Annotated in this window: 15 protein-coding genes, 3 tRNA genes and 1 pseudogene; 13 read left to right on the top strand and 6 right to left on the bottom strand. The window is 64.2% G+C overall.

From position 1 onward, the window contains the following. Positions 1–27: 27 nt before the first annotated feature. The 6 genes from rnc to nagZ all read left to right on the top strand — a co-directional run bounded on the left by rnc (position 28) and on the right by nagZ (position 5,509). On the top strand, positions 28–1,308 hold the full coding sequence (gene rnc / locus OKW37_RS18020; RefSeq protein WP_184047618.1) for a ribonuclease III: 1,281 nt from the start codon (positions 28–30) through the stop codon (positions 1,306–1,308). Positions 1,309–1,362: 54 nt separating this feature from the next. Next, complete coding sequence (gene era, locus OKW37_RS18015) at positions 1,363–2,262, top strand: GTPase Era (protein WP_026225953.1); 900 nt, start codon at positions 1,363–1,365, stop codon at positions 2,260–2,262. Next, positions 2,249–3,163 carry a DNA repair protein RecO gene (gene recO / locus OKW37_RS18010; RefSeq protein ID WP_429404922.1) on the top strand — a complete coding sequence of 305 codons (915 nt, stop codon included), beginning with the start codon at positions 2,249–2,251 and terminating at the stop codon, positions 3,161–3,163. The genes era and recO overlap by 14 nt, the downstream gene beginning before the upstream one ends. Further along, a complete protein-coding gene (gene pdxJ / locus OKW37_RS18005; protein WP_429335072.1) occupies positions 3,160–3,924 on the top strand; it encodes a pyridoxine 5'-phosphate synthase in 765 nt (254 codons plus the stop codon). The genes recO and pdxJ overlap by 4 nt, the downstream gene beginning before the upstream one ends. A gap of 24 nt (positions 3,925–3,948) precedes the next feature. Continuing rightward, positions 3,949–4,416 (top strand): holo-ACP synthase, encoded by a 468-nt coding sequence (gene acpS / locus OKW37_RS18000; protein ID WP_187612368.1) that lies wholly within the window; start codon positions 3,949–3,951, stop codon positions 4,414–4,416. Between the two features lie 64 nt (positions 4,417–4,480). Beyond that, the gene (nagZ, locus tag OKW37_RS17995; protein WP_429404924.1) at positions 4,481–5,509 is read left to right on the top strand and encodes a beta-N-acetylhexosaminidase; all 1,029 of its coding nucleotides are present in this window, start codon (positions 4,481–4,483) and stop codon (positions 5,507–5,509) included. 110 nt (positions 5,510–5,619) lie between these two features. Here the strand turns inward: nagZ and OKW37_RS17990 are convergent, their stop codons facing one another. The 4 genes from OKW37_RS17990 to earP all read right to left on the bottom strand — a co-directional run bounded on the left by OKW37_RS17990 (position 5,620) and on the right by earP (position 9,819). Beyond that, complete coding sequence (locus tag OKW37_RS17990) at positions 5,620–7,002, bottom strand: sigma-54-dependent transcriptional regulator (RefSeq protein WP_429404926.1); 1,383 nt, start codon at positions 7,000–7,002, stop codon at positions 5,620–5,622. A 188-nt stretch (positions 7,003–7,190) separates the two neighbouring features. Further along, entirely contained in the window at positions 7,191–7,397 is a 207-nt protein-coding gene (locus OKW37_RS17985; protein WP_090801149.1) for a CsbD family protein, read from the bottom strand. Positions 7,398–7,671: 274 nt separating this feature from the next. Continuing rightward, complete coding sequence (efp, locus tag OKW37_RS17980) at positions 7,672–8,229, bottom strand: elongation factor P (RefSeq protein ID WP_094783325.1); 558 nt, start codon at positions 8,227–8,229, stop codon at positions 7,672–7,674. A 396-nt stretch (positions 8,230–8,625) separates the two neighbouring features. After that, positions 8,626–9,819, bottom strand: a complete 1,194-nt coding sequence (gene earP / locus OKW37_RS17975) for an elongation factor P maturation arginine rhamnosyltransferase EarP (RefSeq protein WP_429404928.1) — start codon at positions 9,817–9,819, stop codon at positions 8,626–8,628. 281 nt (positions 9,820–10,100) lie between these two features. Between earP and uvrC the strand changes: the two genes are divergently transcribed. The 5 genes from uvrC (at position 10,101) to OKW37_RS17950 (ending at position 13,740) form a co-directional block, all read left to right on the top strand. After that, the gene (gene uvrC, locus OKW37_RS17970; protein WP_429404930.1) at positions 10,101–12,332 is read left to right on the top strand and encodes an excinuclease ABC subunit UvrC; all 2,232 of its coding nucleotides are present in this window, start codon (positions 10,101–10,103) and stop codon (positions 12,330–12,332) included. A gap of 203 nt (positions 12,333–12,535) precedes the next feature. Beyond that, the gene (gene pgsA, locus OKW37_RS17965; RefSeq protein WP_184061423.1) at positions 12,536–13,129 is read left to right on the top strand and encodes a CDP-diacylglycerol--glycerol-3-phosphate 3-phosphatidyltransferase; all 594 of its coding nucleotides are present in this window, start codon (positions 12,536–12,538) and stop codon (positions 13,127–13,129) included. Positions 13,130–13,325: 196 nt separating this feature from the next. Next, positions 13,326–13,401, top strand: a tRNA-Gly gene (locus OKW37_RS17960). A gap of 61 nt (positions 13,402–13,462) precedes the next feature. Continuing rightward, a tRNA-Gly gene (locus OKW37_RS17955) sits at positions 13,463–13,538 on the top strand. 128 nt (positions 13,539–13,666) lie between these two features. Beyond that, positions 13,667–13,740 (top strand) — tRNA-Cys (locus tag OKW37_RS17950). Between the two features lie 142 nt (positions 13,741–13,882). Here the strand turns inward: OKW37_RS17950 and OKW37_RS17945 are convergent. Next, the gene (locus OKW37_RS17945; protein ID WP_184061424.1) at positions 13,883–14,083 is read right to left on the bottom strand and encodes a hypothetical protein; all 201 of its coding nucleotides are present in this window, start codon (positions 14,081–14,083) and stop codon (positions 13,883–13,885) included. Next, positions 14,058–14,417, bottom strand: a complete 360-nt coding sequence (locus OKW37_RS17940) for a hypothetical protein (RefSeq protein ID WP_429404933.1) — start codon at positions 14,415–14,417, stop codon at positions 14,058–14,060. Before OKW37_RS17940 ends, OKW37_RS17945 begins: the two co-directional genes overlap by 26 nt. An 802-nt stretch (positions 14,418–15,219) precedes the next feature. On the opposite strand from OKW37_RS17940, the gene OKW37_RS17935 reads away from it, so the two are divergent. Further along, positions 15,220–15,786, top strand: a complete 567-nt coding sequence (locus tag OKW37_RS17935) for a hypothetical protein (RefSeq protein ID WP_429509887.1) — start codon at positions 15,220–15,222, stop codon at positions 15,784–15,786. Continuing rightward, a pseudogene (locus OKW37_RS17930) lies at positions 15,683–16,431 on the top strand (TraB/GumN family protein). Before OKW37_RS17935 ends, OKW37_RS17930 begins: the two are co-directional and overlap by 104 nt. Positions 16,432–16,559 lie beyond the last annotated feature (128 nt).

The raw sequence follows: 16,559 nt of genomic DNA, 5'->3' as shown, positions 1-16,559 counted from the left end.
GTCAGGCGCCCGCGTTATACTCTGCCCATGCCCCTATCTCCGTTGGAAAGCCGTTTGCGCTACGAATTTCGCAATGCGGAATTGCTGCGCCAGGCTCTAACACACCGCAGTCATAGCTCCACGCATAACGAACGGCTCGAATTTCTCGGCGACTCCGTTCTGAATTGCGCGGTGGCTGCGCTTTTGTTCCAACGTTTCGGCAAACTCGACGAAGGCGACCTGTCTCGCGTGCGCGCCAATCTGGTCAAACAGCAGTCCCTCTACGAGATTGCTCAGGCAATCAATATTTCGGAGGGCCTGCGCCTCGGCGAGGGCGAGTTGCGCAGCGGCGGCTTCCGCCGCCCGTCGATCCTCGCGGATACGCTCGAGGCGGTGCTCGGTGCGATATTTCTGGACGGCGGATTCGAGGCTGCGCAGACGGTCATCAAGCGCCTTTACGTGCCGATTCTCGACCATATCGACCCGCGCACGCTTGGCAAGGACGCGAAGACGCTGCTGCAGGAGTATCTGCAGGGCCACAAGATTGCGTTGCCTACTTATACGGTCGTCGCCACGCATGGTGCGGCGCACAATCAGCAGTTCGAAGTGGAATGTACGGTGCCGAAGCTGGACGTCAAGGTGTCTGGCTCCGGCGCGAGCCGTCGCGCGGCGGAGCAGGCGGCCGCAAAGAAGGCGCTCGACGAAGTGATGGCCGCGGCGCCTGCCGTGGTCGCGAAGCCGAAGCGCTCGAAGGGCGCGCGTGCCGCGAAAAATGCCGAGCAGGAAATCGTGCCGGGCGTGACCGGCGTACAGGCCGCACTGGATTTGCGCACACCGGATCGCAAGAGCGCGCGCGGTGAAGGGCGCGCGCCTCTCGCGCCGGAAGCGCACGCCGACAAACCTTCCGTGGAAAAATCAGCCGCTGAAAGACCGGCGACCGAGCGTGCCGCGCCGGGTCCCGCCGGTGCGCCGTTGGCTGTAATTCGTGCCGCGCATGTGGAGTACAGCGGACAGGACAAGCCGGAGCGCGCCGAAAAGTCCGAAAAGACGGAGAGGGCCGACAAGGTTTCGATCCACGCGGGCGAGAAACCTGTCGACAAGCCGGCTGAAAAACCCGCAGCGGACAAAACCCCCGACCTCAAAGCCGACACGCCGTCACACGCTCGCGGCACAGACCGTCAGCGCAGCCGCGAAGCCGCGCCGGGGACTGCTGCGTCGAGCGTGAGCGCCGCGCCCGCGTCGGTTGTCTCGGTGCCCCCGGCACCTGCCGAACACGAACCCGGCGTCGCCGACGCGGTGCAAACGCGCGTCGCCGATGCGGGCCATTGATTGCCATCGGCGTGCGCGTCGCGCGCGCCGAACTGAACCTGCCGTAGTCCGAATATGAACGCTCCCACTCCCACTGGTTTTCGCTGCGGCATGGTCGCGATCGTCGGCCGCCCGAATGTCGGCAAGTCCACGCTGATGAACGCGCTGGTCGGCCAGAAAGTCAGCATCACGTCGCGCAAGGCGCAGACCACGCGCCATCGCATTACCGGCATCAATACGCTCGAAGACGCCCAGTACATCTTCGTCGACACGCCCGGTTTTCAGACCAAACACAGCGGTGCCCTGAACCGCTCGCTGAACCGCGCCGTTACGTCGACGCTGACCTCGGTCGACGCGATCCTGTTCGTCATCGAAGCAGGCCGCTTCGGCCCTGACGACCAGAAGGTACTCGACCTGATCCCCGCGAAGGTCCCGACGCTGCTGATCGCGAACAAGCTCGATCGCGTGTCGGATAAAGACTCGCTGTTCCCGTTCATGCAGCAGATGAGCACGCTGCGCGAGTTCAACGAGATCGTGCCGCTGTCGGCGAAAAATTCCGACGACATCAAACGTCTGATGGCCACCGTCAAGCCGTTCCTGCCGGAAGGCGAGCCGATCTACGGCGAGGACGACCTGACCGATCGCAGCGAGCGCTTCCTTGCCGCCGAAATCCTGCGCGAGAAAGTCTTCCGCTGGACCGGCGACGAGCTGCCGTACACGAGCACCGTGCTGATCGAGAAGTTCGAAACCGAAGGGCGGCTGCGCCGTATCTTCGCGACGATCCTCGTCGATCGCGACATGCACAAGGCGATGATCATCGGCCAGAAGGGCGCGAAGCTGAAGCAGATCAGCACCGAGGCTCGCCTCGACATGGCAAAGCTGTTCGACGGGCCGGTGTACCTCGAAACCTTCGTCAAGGTGAAGAGCGGCTGGGCCGACAATGAAGCCGGGCTTCGTGCGTATGGGTACGAATGACGCGTGGATGACGCTCAATTCAGACGAGGCTTCGGATCAGCCGGAGCACGAACCGTCTCAGCCCGCGCGTAGCGCGAGGAAATCGTCGGCCGACGCAAAAAGCCCAAAAAGCGCGAAAAGCGCACCCGCCGACGATGGCGAGCCACGCAAAACGCCGGCACGCCGCGCGCCGCGCACCTCCACATCCGAATATCGGATCACCGAGCAGCCCGCGTTCGTGCTGCATAGCTATCCGTATCGCGAGACCAGCCTGATCATCGACGTGCTGTCGCGCGATCACGGCCGTCTCGCGCTGGTCGCAAAGGGCGCGAAGCGCCCGCACTCCGCGCTGCGCGGCGTGCTGCAAACGTTCCAGCCGCTGTCGCTCGCGTGGTCGGGCAAGTCCGAAATGCGCACGCTGACCGGCGCCGAATGGGTCGGCGGCATGCTGCCGCTGACCGGCGACGCGTTGCTGTGCGGTTTCTACGTCAACGAACTGCTGGTGCGCTTCTGCGCGCGCGAGGACCCGCATCCTCAGTTGTTCCATCACTACGTCGTCACGCTGACGCGGCTCGCGCACGATGAGCCGGCGGTGCAGGTGCTGCGCTCGTTCGAACGCGTGCTGCTACGCGAGACCGGTTACGCGATGGCGCTCGACCGCACGGTCGCACGCAAAGCGGTGCTCGCCGACGGCCGCTACGTGTTCGATCCCGAGCGCGGGGTACGCGAGGCATCGGACGAATGGCCCGCGCAGTGGCCGGTAGTGTCGGGACAAACCTTGCTCGATATGGAAAAGGACGATTACCATCGAGCGCAGACCGTCGCGCAAAGCAAAACGCTGATGCGCTTCCTGCTCAACACCTATCTCGGCGGCGCGCCGCTTGCCACCCGCCAGATCCTGATCGACCTGCAGAACCTATGAGCTTCTTCCTGACTTCGCCGACCGCGATCGACCTCGGCGTGAACATCGACCACGTCGCCACGCTGCGCAACGCGCGTGGCACGTCCTATCCCGATCCGATCCGCGCCGCGCTGATGGCCGAAGAAGCCGGCGCCGACGCGATCACGCTGCATCTACGCGAAGACCGCCGGCATATCGTCGACGCCGACGTACACAAGCTGCGTCCGCTGCTGAAAACGCGCATGAATCTCGAATGCGCGGTCACGCCGGAAATGCTCGACATCGCGTGCGAAGTGCAACCGCACGACGTCTGCCTCGTGCCGGAAAAGCGCGAGGAGCTGACGACCGAAGGCGGTCTCGACGTCGCCGGACAGTTCGAGGCGGTGCGCGCCGCATGCAAGCAACTGGCGGACGCGAACTCGCGCGTGTCGCTCTTCATCGACCCCGAGGAGACGCAGATTCGCGCCGCGCACGAAGCCGGCGCGCCGGTGATCGAGCTGCACACAGGCCGTTACGCGGAAGCTCATGATCCCGCGGAACAGCAGCGCGAATACGAGCGCATCGTGCGAGCAGTCGAATTCGGCGCGACGCTCGGCCTCAAAGTGAACGCGGGCCACGGCCTGCACTACACGAACGTGCAGCAGATCGCGGCGATCGACGGCATCGTCGAACTCAACATCGGCCATGCGATCGTCGCGCATGCGATCTTCGCGGGCTGGGACAACGCGGTGCGCGAGATGAAGGCGATCATGGTCGCCGCACGTCTCGGCGCGCGCGCGTAACGCAACCTGGCGACGGACGCACGCATGGCAATCTACGGAATCGGCACCGACATCGTTCAGGTCAGCCGCGTAGCAGCGGTGATGACTCGCACCAATGGCCGTTTCGCGGAGAAGGTGCTCGGTCCCGACGAACTACGCGTGTACCACGCGCGCCACGCCCGTTCGGCGGCGCGCGGTCTCGCGTTTCTCGCGACGCGCTTCTCGGCGAAAGAGGCGTTCTCGAAGGCGATCGGCCTCGGCATGCACTGGCCGATGAGCTGGCGCGCGCTGCAAACGCTGAACCGGCCGAGCGGCGAGCCGATGGTGGTCGCCTCTGGCGAGCTGGCCGACTGGCTCGACGCGCGCGGCATCACGGCGCGCGTGACGATCAGCGACGAGCGCGACTACGCGGTGTCCTTCGTGATCGCGGAGACGCAGCGGCCGGGCGATACGGAAGGCTCGTTGGCGGCGTCGGCGTCGCGGGCTTCGTCCGCCCGTTCCGCCACAGAATGAAAAGGTTGAGAGCGGCCGCTGGCGGTCGCGTTTGTGTTGTCTCACAGTTTTCCCGCGGAATTCGATGAAAACCACACCCGGACCGGTGATGCTCGACGTGGTCGGCAAAACGCTGAACCGCGATGACAAAAGGCGTCTCGCTCACCCGATGACCGGCGGCGTGATCCTGTTCGCGCGCCACTACGAGAGCCGCGCGCAACTGGTCGGGCTGACCGCTGCCATCCGCGCGATTCGCCCGGATCTGCTGATCGCCGTCGATCACGAAGGCGGCCGCGTGCAGCGCTTTCGCACCGACGGCTTCACGGTGCTGCCGTCGATGGGTAAGCTCGGCGCGCTGTGGGACCAGGACGTGCTGCACGCGACCAAGGTGACGACCGCGGTCGGCTATATCCTCGCCGCGGAACTGCGCGCGTGCGGTATCGACATGAGCTTCACGCCGGTGCTCGACCTCGACTATGGACACTCGCAGGTGATCGGCGATCGCGCGTTCCATCGCGATGCGCGCGTGGTCGCGCTGCTCGCGAAGAGTTTGAACCACGGCCTCGCGCTCGCCGGCATGAGCAATTGCGGCAAGCATTTTCCAGGGCACGGATTCGCGCAGGCAGATTCGCACGTCGCGATGCCCGTCGACGAACGCCCGATCGAAGAAATCCTCGGCAACGACGTCGCCCCGTACGACTGGCTCGGTCTGTCGCTTGGCGCGGTGCTGCCCGCGCACGTCGTCTATCCTCGGGTCGATGCGAAGCCGGCCGGCTTCTCGCGCATCTGGTTGCAGGACATCCTGCGCGGCAAGCTTGGCTTCGAAGGCGCGATCTTCAGCGACGATCTGTCGATGGAAGCCGCGCGCCAGGGCGGCACGCTGACCGAAGGTGCGCAAGCGGCCCTGGAGGCCGGCTGCGACATGGTGCTGATCTGCAATCGGCCGGACGAAGCGGAGAAGGTGCTCGACGCGCTGCGCGTCACGCCGGCGAGGGAATCGCAGCGGCGGCTGAAGCGCATGCGGCCGCGCGGTAAAGCGCTCACGTGGAGCAAGCTGATGGCCGAGCCACGGTACGCCGAAGCGCAGAGGCTGCTGCGCAGTACGTTTGCATAAACGGAAATGGCGCCTTGAAGCAATTCAAGGCGCCATTTTTGATCAGCTTCGAACGGGGCGAGCCGCCGTCAAGCTTTGCTTGACAACCGCAGCACGCGCGATCCGATCGCTCAGTTCAAGCGCATGCGCTGCAACTTGTTGTACAGCGTCTTCGGGCTGATTCCGAGTAACGACGCCGCTCGATGCCGCGTGCCGCCGACCGCGTCGAGCGTCGCGCGGATCAGCATTTCTTCGACGTCCGCGAGGGGCGTACCGACGGTCACCTGCACGCGACTGCCGTTCAGATCGCGGCCGTTCGCCGTGCTGGCTTCGTCGGCGCGCAACGACTCGATCACGTCGCCCGATGCCTGATAAGCGCGCCGCACGCGCTCCTGCAGTTCGCGCACGTTGCCCGGCCAGTCGTACGCGAGGCATTCACGCAGGAAATTCGGCGCCGCCTGCTTCGCGACCTCGGCCGTACCGCGCGCGGTCGCTTCCACATTCAGTTCGTCGACGGCTGCCTGCGCAATCAGCAGCGGATCTTCACCACGCTCGCGCAGCGGTGGCAGCATGACCGCGGCGGCTTCGAGGCGCAGCGAGAGGTCCTGATGCAGCGAGCCGTCCGCGACCGCCGCGCGCGGCGACTTGCGCGTCGACGCGATGAGCCGGAAGTCGGTCACGATCTGGCTGGTACCGCCCACGCGCATGAAGGTCTGCGAATCGAGCGCGCGCAACAGCGCTTCCTGCTGCGTGCGCGGCAGCTCGGTGATTTCGTTGATGAACAACGTGCCGCCGCTCGCCTGTTCGAAGAGGCCCGGCTCGCGCTGCTCGGCGCCGCCGAACGCTCCGCGTTCGTGACCGAGCAGCATGCTGTCGAGCGAGCGATTGAGCCCGCCCGCGGTCGCGCCGCGGCAATCGAACGTGACGAACGGGCCCTTGCGGCGGCGGCTCATGTCGTGCAGCGTGCGCGCGGCGATCTGCTTGCCGGTGCCAGCCTCGCCGGAGATCAGCACCGCGGCTTCTGTCGGCGCGAGACGCTCGATCGTGTCGTACACGTGCTGAATGGCGCCGCTGCGACCGAGCATCGAGCCGAAGCGCCCAAGCTGACGCAGCGCCGCGCGCAGCGCCTGGACCTCCTCGGTCAGCTCATAAGGCCGCGGAATGCGCGCGAGCAGGCTGCGCAGGCGCGGAATGTTGACCGGCTTCAGCAGATAGTCCCAGATACCGTGCCGCAAGCCCTCGATCGCACTCTCGACGGTCGCATTGCCGGTCATCACGATCACCGGAAGCGCGCCGCCCGGCGGATGCGCGGGCAGATGCTGCAACAGATCGAGGCCGCTGCCGTCCGGCAGATTCAGGTCGACGAGCACGACGTCGGGGATGAAGCGCGTCAATGCGCCGCGGGCCTCGGCGAGCGTGGTCGCGGTGTCGACTGAAAAGCCGTCGGCGGCGAGGATTGCCGACAGGCCGGACAGGCTATTGGGATCGTCTTCAACAATCAGGGCGTGTGGCATGGCGAGCGCAATTTTATGAATGGGTCGAATGCCCGGCGCGCCGCCAACGCTGATGGCGCGCACTCCGGGCTCTGAGGGCTCGATGACAGGGCTAAACCAACGGTCCTTCGGCGGTGAAAAAACGACAGCCGCCGGCACTGCGCCTTGAGTCGCGCGGGCCGGCGCCTGTAGTTCCTTCACTGGTCCTGTCAGAAATCCCGGTTGCTATCGAAAAACCGGCGCACTTCGAGTTCCGCCTGTTCACGGGTTTTGCCATAGCGTTCCTGAATCAGACCAGCGAGCTTGTCGGCCCGGCCTTCGGCCTTGGTCAACTCGTCGTCCGTCAGTTCGCCCCATGCGGTCTTCGCCTTACCGATCATCTGTCTCCATTTACCTTCAGCGATGTCGTTGTTCATGGTGCCTCTCCCAGCAGTGGAAAATGAGCGATACTCGCGTAACTCTCTCCACCTAGCAGAGATCGTGCCAAAGAGCGTGGATGAAATCGATCAAGGGCTTGCCGCGCGCCCAACGCGAAATCCGGATGTCGCGATGGTAATTTTGAGAAATTTGCCGGTAAAGTTTTCCTAAACCATACACGGCGCGACAGAAAAGAAAAAGCGCCCAAAAATTGAGCGCTTTTTGTGCAGGCCGGCAGGGCGCCGGCGCTGGCGGGGTGAGGCAGGCGGGCGCTTAGGCGCGGCTGCGGTACTCGTGCGTACGCGTGTCGATTTCGATCTTGTCGCCGATGTTGCAGAAGAGCGGCACTTGCAGTTCGAAGCCGGTGTTCAGCTTGGCGTTCTTCAGCACCTTGCCCGACGACGTATCGCCCTTGACGGCCGGTTCCGTGTAGATGATTTCGCGAACCAGCGTGGTCGGCAGTTCGACCGAGATCGCCTTCTCGTTGTAGAACACGACTTCGCAAGCCATGCCGTCTTCGAGGTAGTGCATCGCGTCGCCCATCATTTCGGCTTCGACTTCGTACTGGTTGTAGTCGGCGTCCATGAACACGTACATCGGGTCGGCGAAGTACGAGTACGTCACTTCCTTGCGCTCGAGCACGACGACGTCGAACTTGTCGTCCGCCTTGTACACGGATTCCATGCCTGCGCCGGTCAGCAGGTTTTTGAACTTCATCTTGACGACGGCGGAGTTACGGCCCGATTTGTTGTATTCGGCCTTTTGCACGACCATTGCGTCTGCGCCGATCATCACGACGTTGCCGGTGCGGAGTTCCTGTGCGGTCTTCATAAAACTGTCCTGTACGAGATAAATAGCTTAACTGTTGCTCAACGGCATACGGCGCAAGCGGCTTCGGCGTTTCGCCCACCGCCTGCTGCGCGCCGCGTGAAGCGGCCGCGCAGCCCGGATGCGTGAAACGGGATCGGCTCGCGGCGAAAACCCGGGGGCGTGATGCCTCGGCGTTCCACCTGTCCGTTACCTGATTTTTACCCTGTTCGGGCGTGTACACGAGGGGCGCCGATCTGCAACACGCCCAAACATACGTCCCTTTTTTGACATTCGCGTGCCCGACTGGAAGATTGGGGACGCGTGCTCTGTTTTTCGAGGGGACCGGTCAGACGGGCTGACCATGGGGTAGTTGGTCTAATCGGGCCGCGCTTGCGTCGTCGGCCGTTGGATAACCGCTTATTTTAACTGAGTTTTTGCGAACGAGGTCAGATTTCCGGCGAGATCGCCGACTTGCGCGAGTTCGACCGCCCAGCCGGCGGCGCGCCGTTTCAGGGCCGGATAGTGGCGCTGGAATTCCGCCCAGTCCGGCTGACCAGCGCCGTTCCACGCGTGCCAGAAGCGCTCGAGCGCGGCGCGCGCGTCAGCTGGGAGCGTGCGGGTGTAGTGCGCAAGTGCGGCGTCGAGCTTTGGCAGATGGGCGTCGTCGGCCTGCGGGTAGATGTGCCAGACGAACGGCTTGGCGGCCCACTGCGCGCGCACGAACGAGTCCTCGCCGCGGACGAAATTGACGTCGCTCGCCCAGAGCAGTGCGTCGTAGCCAGGCTGTTCGGTGAACGCGAGCGCGTGCGCGCTGAGGTTGCCGAGCGTCGCATGGGTGCCCGCTGCAAACGAAGGTAGGCCGAAAAAACGCGCCAGCGCGCCGGAAATGCGTCCTTCGGGCACCAGCAGCACGATCGGGCTTGCGTTGTCGCGCCATTGTTCGAGCAGGCTGTCGACGGCCGGGTTTTCGTAGGCGAACAGCGACACGACCGTCGCGTCGGCGGGCGGCGGCGCGTGGCCCGTGACGTTGCGCCACCAGTCGGTGCGCGCGGCGGGCGATGCTTCGAACGCGGCGCGCGCCGCGTCGAGATCTCGCTCCTTCAGGACGCCACCGGTGCCGGGGCCGAGTCCGGGGAAAAAGAAGGTCTTGCTGAGTGCGTAGCGCGGATGCGGCGACGGCCGCAGATGAAAATCGGCGATCCAGTCCTCGGCGCTCAGATATTCGAGGTTGAACCAGAGCGGCACGCTCGCTCGCTCTGCCATCGCCGCGATATAGACGGGCGGCAGTTCGCAGGCGAACGCCTCGATCACGACGTCGGCGATTTCGAGCGTATCGCCAGCATGGGACGGCTCGTGCCAATGCTCGACGACGATGCCGTCGAGCGTCTGCCGCGCACGCTCCAGCTCGAGCGACGGGCACAGCCTCCTGAACGCATGCAGATCGTCGACGAACACGCGCACCTGCCAGCCGTGCTCGCGCGCGAGTTGGCGCGCAAGGCGCCAGCACACGCCGATGTCGCCGAAGTTGTCGATCACCGCGCAGAAGATATCGCAGGCGATCGGGTTGGCAGGGGCGGCGGGTGATCCGGAATCGGGCGCGACGGAGGACATGGCGGCTCGGCTGGCTCGGTGACTCCGGCGAACCGGAGCGGGTTCGAACGAACGCGGAATGTTCTAAACTGGCGATTCTAAAGCCTCGCTCGCGATCGCGCGCGCCCTTTGTCCGCCATGCGGGCCGCATCGGCGACGCGCGACATGACGCCCGGCGAACGATGCCGGGCACCCGGCGGCGCAATCGGCGCAATCAGTGCAATCGGTGCAACCGGTGCAACCGGTGCAAGCGGTGCAAGCGGCGAGGCAGCGCGAGACAGTCCCACCCCAATCGATCCCGCATGACCGAACCCGAAGCCAGCGACGCCCCCGACACCTTCGAGCCGAAAACAGTGCTCGCCCAACTGCCGCATCTGCCCGGCGTCTACCGCTATTACGACACGAGTGGCGCGGTGCTCTACGTCGGCAAGGCGCGCGATCTGAAGAAGCGCGTATCGAGCTACTTCACGAAGACACAGCTGTCGCCGCGTATCGCGATGATGGTCACGCGCATCGCGCGCATCGAGACCACGGTCACGCGTTCCGAGGCCGAGGCGCTGCTGCTCGAAAACAATCTGATCAAGGCGCTCACGCCGCGTTACAACATCCTGTTTCGCGACGACAAGTCGTATCCCTATCTGAAGCTGACCGGCCACAAGTTTCCGCGCATGGCCTATTACCGCGGCTCGGTCGATCGCAAGAACCAGTACTTCGGCCCGTTCCCGAGCGCGTGGGCGGTGCGCGAGAGCATCCAGATCCTGCAGCGCGTGTTCCAGCTGCGCACCTGCGAAGACTCGGTGTTCAACAACCGCACGCGGCCGTGTCTGCTGCATCAGATCGGCCGTTGCACGGCGCCGTGCGTCGCGAACATCAGCGAGGAGGATTACGCGCGCGACGTCGCCAACGCGTCGCGCTTTCTGCTCGGCCGTCAGGGCGAGGTGATGAAGGAGCTCGAGCAGAAGATGCATGCGTTCGCGACCGAGCTGAAGTTCGAGCAGGCCGCGGCGGTGCGCAACCAGATGAGTTCGCTGTCGACGGTGCTGCATCAGCAGGCAATCGAAGTCGGCAGCGACAGCGACGTCGACATTCTCGCGGTAGTCGCGCTGGGCGGCCGCGTGTGCGTGAATCTCGCGATGGTGCGCGGCGGACGACATCTCGGCGACAAGGCGTACTTTCCCACGCACGTGGAGAGCGCGTTGACGGCGGAGGAAGGCGGGCTCGAAGAAGACGGCGATCAGGACGATGCATCGGCGGATGCGCGAGCGGTCGCGCCATCGGCCGCGGCGGCGAGCGCCTCGGCCGATGCGCTCGCGATCGCTCAGGACATGCCGTCGGAAGACGAGGACGCCGATGGTAGTGAAGAAGACGCGATCGACGAGGCTGCCGAAGCGACCCCGGACGCCGTCAGCGACGAAGGCGCGGACGAAGGCACCGACGGGAACGCAGAGTCCGGCCCCGCGGCGAAGCGCCGCAACGGCCGCGCGCCAGGCGGCATCGAATCCGAAGTGCTCGAAGCGTTCATTGCGCAGCATTACCTCGGCAATCGCGTGCCGCCGGTGCTGGTGGTCAGCCACGCGCCGGCGCGCGAACTCGTCGACGTGCTGATCGAGCAGGCGGGCCACAAGGTGACCGTACTGCGTCAACCGCAAGGACAGCGGCGCGCGTGGCTCGCGATGGCCGAGCAGAACGCGCGGCTCGCGCTCGCGCGCCTGCTCTCCGAGCAGGGCTCGCAGCAGGCGCGCACGCGCGCGTTGACCGACACGCTCGGCATGGAGTGCGACGACCTCGCGCATCTGCGCATCGAATGCTTCGACATCAGTCACACGATGGGCGAGGCGACGCAGGCGTCCTGCGTCGTCTATCACCACCACAAGATGCAGTCGTCCGAGTATCGCCGCTACAACATCGCCGGCATCACGCCCGGTGACGATTACGCGGCGATGCGCCAGGTGCTCACGCGCCGCTACGAAAAGATGGTCGCGCAGGCCGCCGCGAATGCGAGCGACGAAGCCGCCGAATCGCAAAGTGACGCGGCCGCCGATCCCGCGCTCGCCGCCGATGCCGCCGAGCCGGCCGCGGCCGGCGGCGTGCTGCCGACCATCGTGCTGATCGACGGCGGCAAGGGGCAGGTGGAGATCGCGCGGCAGGTGTTCACGGAGTTGGGGCTCGATACTGGCATGCTCGTCGGCGTCGCGAAGGGCGAGGGGCGCAAGGTCGGTCTCGAGACGCTGATTTTCGCGGACGGCCGCACGCCGCTCGAACTCGGCAAGGAAAGCGCCGCGCTGATGCTGGTCGCGCAGATCCGCGACGAAGCGCATCGTTTCGCGATCACCGGCATGCGCGCCAAACGCGGCAAGACGCGCCAGACCTCGCGGCTCGAAGAACTCGAAGGCGTAGGGGCGAAGCGGCGTCAGCGCCTGCTGGCGCGCTTTGGCGGCTTGCGCGGCGTGGTGGCCGCGAGCGTCGAGGATCTCGCGAGCGTCGAAGGCATTTCGCAGGCGCTCGCCGAGCAGATCTACCGGCAACTGCATTGAATTGGCGGGCCGCGCCGGGCTGTGATCGGAACGACGGTTCGTCGGACCCGCGGCGTCGCGCTGCGGATGCGCTGGCTGCGACCCACGCGCCGGGGGCGGCTCGCTTGCCGCCCCCGAGCGGCCATGCCAGGGCGCGCTTGCTTGTGGCAGGCCCTGTGACACGGCACAATTGCAACTCACTCGTCAGACGCTGCGCCTGCCCCATGCCGTTTAATTTCCCGATATTCCTGACCTGGCTGCGGATCGTGCTGATTCCGCTCGTCGTCGGTGTGTTCTATTTGCCCGACATGATGATGAGCCTCGCGCACCGCAATCTCGCGGCCGCGACGATCTTCATCCTGGCGGCGCTCACCGACTGGTTCGACGGCTTTCTGGCCCGCAAATGGAATCAGACCTCGGCATTCGGCGCGTTTCTCGATCCGGTCGCCGACAAGCTGATGGTGACCGCGGCGCTGCTCGTGCTCGTGCAACTCACGCGGATCGATTCCGCGATCGCGCTCGTGATCGTCGGACGTGAAATCGCGATCTCGGCCCTGCGCGAATGGATGGCGCAGATCGGCGCGTCGAAGAGCGTCGCGGTGAACTCGCTCGGCAAGTTCAAGACCGCTTGCCAGATGGTCGCGATTCCGATGCTGCTGTTCTATGGCCCGCTGCCGCTCGGTGGCGGCGTGACGGTCGACACGCGCGTGTGGGGCCTGTGGCTGATCTATCTGGCTGCGTTCCTGACGATCTGGTCGATGCTGTACTACATGAAGCTCGCGTGGCCGCAGATTCGCGAGCGCGGCGGCATTGCGTGACGGTGTGAATAGAAGAGCACGGGGGCGCAAAAGTGTGTTCGAACCCCGCACTACTACGAGAGAAATATTTTCTTTAACACAGACGGGCAAAGGGGTTGACACGTTTCAGTCGATTATCCATAATCTCGTTTCTCCGATGCACGCAACGCGAAACACCGGAGACGCAGTAAAGCAGTAGCAGTAAATGCAGCACAACGCGGGAATAGCTCAGTTGGTAGAGCGCAACCTTGCCAAGGTTGAGGTCGCGAGTTCGAGCCTCGTTTCCCGCTCCAGTATTCGAAGCATCGCGTTGTTTGGCGAAGTAAAAAAGGCAGCGCGGTGAAGCAGTTCAATGCGGGAGTAGCTCAGTTGGTAGAGCGCAACCTTGCCAAGGTTGAGGTCGCGAGTTCGAGCCTCGTCTCCCGCTCCATACATCAGGGGAAGCAGCGCTTCCCTTTTTGTTTGGAAGGCCGCTCGTTCTGAACTTCCAGAGCTTCGGTTCTTCTGGTTATCACCAGATAAATCTGCGAACCCGTGTCTAGGTTCCAGTCCGCTTGTGGCGCGATAGCAAAGCGGTTATGCAGCGGCCTGCAAAGCCGTTTAGGCCGGTTCGACTCCGGCTCGCGCCTCCAGTCTTTGATGTAAAGCGAAAGCCCCGACTTGTCGGGGCTTTTCTTTTTCTGTTCCTCTCTTCGCCAGCCTTGTCGATCGTCGTCATCAAGGTGAGCGGAGCGGTCGATCCGACTGCGTGCCGCAGACGTTCCTCCGAATCGATCAGAAATTGAGCGCGGATTTGATTGACTGCACGGCAGCGGGGTTCAGGAAGCAGTAGTGCTCTTGCGGCGTACCGCCTCCGAGCGGTGCTATCTGCATCGTTGTGCCGCTCCTGATCATGTAACCCGCGTAGATGCCGCCGTTGTTCTGGTAATACACGCGATAGTCGGTCGTGCTACCCCCGAGCACGCTGTTGGCCACCCATGCGCGAACGCCTTGCAACGTGACGATCTGGCCATCGGAAAGCTGATAGGTCCTGTCGTCCGTCGTGCTGGAGTTGGGAAAGAAACTTTCCAGCGTCGATATCGTTGCCGAGCAGGGCGCTATTCGTGAAGAGTTCGGACGGCGTCGCGGATATCAGACCGCTCAGCGAAACGACGGTGTAGCTGGTGCCAAGCAAGGTGCGGATCACGGTACTACCGTCCGCCGCCAGATAGTCTTCCTGCACGTTGGGTCCCACGTAGCTGACCCGCGCCTGCGCGGGAACTGCGCCGACATACACAGCGCCATTGACGATCTCGCGTCCATTGGTCAACGTGGGGACCTTGAGCACCGACGAGAGCGAAGCCGTCCCGGCAATCAGCGACTGAGTGCCCGTGGAGGGGCTTTGAGCGATGCTGGAGTCGATGGTGAAAAACGTGCTACTCGAGCCGACCGATAGCGCCCCGCCGAATTCGCGCTGAGCGAAAGGCTGCCATCGACATAATGCAGTCCACCGTTAGACGTGAGTGCAAAGCTCTCATAGTTCTTCTGCGCGTCGCTCAAACTCGAGGTGCTGGCCGTCGTTCGTCCAGCAATTCGGGAAGTGCTCACCGGCTCTTTGCATTTTAAAGTGCATCATCGAGTATTCGCCCGGATATTCGCGGCTGCTTATTCGTTGCACATAAAACCTATATTCGACCTATGAAAAAAATAGAACCGCCGCGCTGCTATTGAGCCTCGCTTGGCCGTTGTCGGCGCTTGCGCAATCGGCGCCGGCGCCCGACGTCAAACCCGGGGACACCTGGACATATACGTCGACGAGCGAGAGAGGGCCATAGGGCTGGAACCAGACGCACGAGCAGGTGACGGTGCTGCGGGCGACGCCATCGCACATCTATTTCGAATCGAAGATCTCGGGTCCGACGCAGGCGCCACGCGAAGTGATCGCCGGAGCGGACCGGAGCCGCGAGCGCAGCGTGAACGGCACCGATACAGTCGTGAACCGGCCGTTCGCGTTTCCGTTGTCGCCGGGTAAGAGCTGGACGGTCGAATACGCCGGGCAGCATCCGAACCGGGTATTCGCTTCGCAGAAGTGGAACTCGCAGTATCGGGTGGTCGGAACGGAAACCGTCGAAGTGCCCGCCGGCAAATTCCAGGCGATCAAGATCGAAGCCGAAGGCGACTGGGTCGCGCAACTCGAGCCGCGGCAGACGGTCACGCAAGCCAGCCAGGTCGAGCAGGGCGACACCGCGATGATCACGCATGCGCAGAAACTCGGTCCTGTTCAGGCGACGGGACGCGCGTATAAAGCGTTTTGGTATGTGCCGGAAGTCGGCCGTTGGGTGAAATCGGTGGAAGAGTATTACGGCAGCAATGGCGTGAGAAACGAGCGCTATACGACCGAACTCGAGTCGTTAAAAAGAGCGGGCAATAATCGGGTTCAGGCGTTTGATGCGTTCCCGCATTCATTGGGGCAGCGCATTCCGCTCAACGGCGTGTCCGGCGCGCGCACGGGAAGGGCAACGCACGCCGGCGCGCCTCATCCAGGCCGGGCGATAGAATCGCACCATCGTCATCGCCCGTTTTCATTGAAGCCGCATGTATTTCCAACTCACCGGCACTCAGGTCCGCCTGCTCGGCTCGATGCATCTGTTTCCCGCGACGAGCCGTCGAACGCCGCCATGGGTTGCCGAAGCCTATGACTGGGCCGACGCGCTCGTATTCGAGTCCGACCCAGCAACGATCCTGCCGTTTCTCAAAGCCGACGCACACCCCGACGCCGCGCAACTGCGGCCCCTGATGTGCGACCAAGCCTGGACGCAACTGCAGGCGCTGTGGCCGACCGATGGCCTGCTCGCGCCGCTTGAAACACTGCGTCCGTGGGCCGCGCTGATCGTCGCGCCGACGCTGCTGCAGCAGGTCGTCGAGGGTGTCGAGCCGCGCATGTTGCGCTCGGCGCTCGCGCAGGCGAAGCCGTATCGCTATCTCGAGTCCGCGCGGGACGTCGCAGTCGCGCTCGAATCGATTCCGCTCGAAGCCATTGCCGCGGCGCTCGACATGCTGATGGCCGACCGCGGCGAACCGCAGCGCACGCTCGAACGGATGCACGCGGCGTGGCTGGAGGGCGATCTGCACGCGATACAGCAAATCGCCGTCGAAGCGCCGATGTTCAATCTGGCCGGCATCCGTCAGGCGATTCTCGACGTGCGCAATCGCGCGTGGGCCGCGCGGCTGAGCGAGTTGCTGGACGTTCGCGAGCGCACGCTGGTGGTCGTCGGCGCGCTGCATCTATGCGGCCTCGGCAATCCCCCGACTGTCTCGCGCGACCCGTGCAAGCGGTGCTCTGAACGCGTGCGCGGCTTTCGCGACTGAAGACAGCCGTGTCGACCGCCCGGATGCCAGGCCTGCGCATGCTCGATGACGAGGCGCGCGGCATAATTGCAGATCGTTGCCCGCGCTGTCGCGCATTGACCCT

It is taken from the genome of Paraburkholderia sp. MM5482-R2 (assembly GCF_050436125.1).
Classification (GTDB): Bacteria; Pseudomonadota; Gammaproteobacteria; order Burkholderiales; family Burkholderiaceae; genus Paraburkholderia; species Paraburkholderia tuberum.
Note: the sequence above shows the minus strand (reverse complement) of the source record. Positions and strands in the feature narration are given on the sequence as shown.

What these genes read in the sequence shown, in the direction of transcription:
- uvrC (WP_429404930.1), top strand. Translation starts at nt 10,101, where the DNA reads ATGACCGAACCCGAAGCCAGCGACGCCCCCGACACCTTCGAGCCGAAA.
- acpS (WP_187612368.1), top strand. Translation starts at nt 3,949, where the DNA reads ATGGCAATCTACGGAATCGGCACCGACATCGTTCAGGTCAGCCGCGTA.
- pgsA (WP_184061423.1), top strand. Translation starts at nt 12,536, where the DNA reads ATGCCGTTTAATTTCCCGATATTCCTGACCTGGCTGCGGATCGTGCTG.
- earP (WP_429404928.1), bottom strand. Translation starts at nt 9,819, where the DNA reads ATGTCCTCCGTCGCGCCCGATTCCGGATCACCCGCCGCCCCTGCCAAC.
- era (WP_026225953.1), top strand. Translation starts at nt 1,363, where the DNA reads ATGAACGCTCCCACTCCCACTGGTTTTCGCTGCGGCATGGTCGCGATC.
- pdxJ (WP_429335072.1), top strand. Translation starts at nt 3,160, where the DNA reads ATGAGCTTCTTCCTGACTTCGCCGACCGCGATCGACCTCGGCGTGAAC.
- OKW37_RS17985 (WP_090801149.1), bottom strand. Translation starts at nt 7,397, where the DNA reads ATGAACAACGACATCGCTGAAGGTAAATGGAGACAGATGATCGGTAAG.
- efp (WP_094783325.1), bottom strand. Translation starts at nt 8,229, where the DNA reads ATGAAGACCGCACAGGAACTCCGCACCGGCAACGTCGTGATGATCGGC.
- nagZ (WP_429404924.1), top strand. Translation starts at nt 4,481, where the DNA reads ATGAAAACCACACCCGGACCGGTGATGCTCGACGTGGTCGGCAAAACG.
- OKW37_RS17990 (WP_429404926.1), bottom strand. Translation starts at nt 7,002, where the DNA reads ATGCCACACGCCCTGATTGTTGAAGACGATCCCAATAGCCTGTCCGGC.
- rnc (WP_184047618.1), top strand. Translation starts at nt 28, where the DNA reads ATGCCCCTATCTCCGTTGGAAAGCCGTTTGCGCTACGAATTTCGCAAT.
- recO (WP_429404922.1), top strand. Translation starts at nt 2,249, where the DNA reads ATGGGTACGAATGACGCGTGGATGACGCTCAATTCAGACGAGGCTTCG.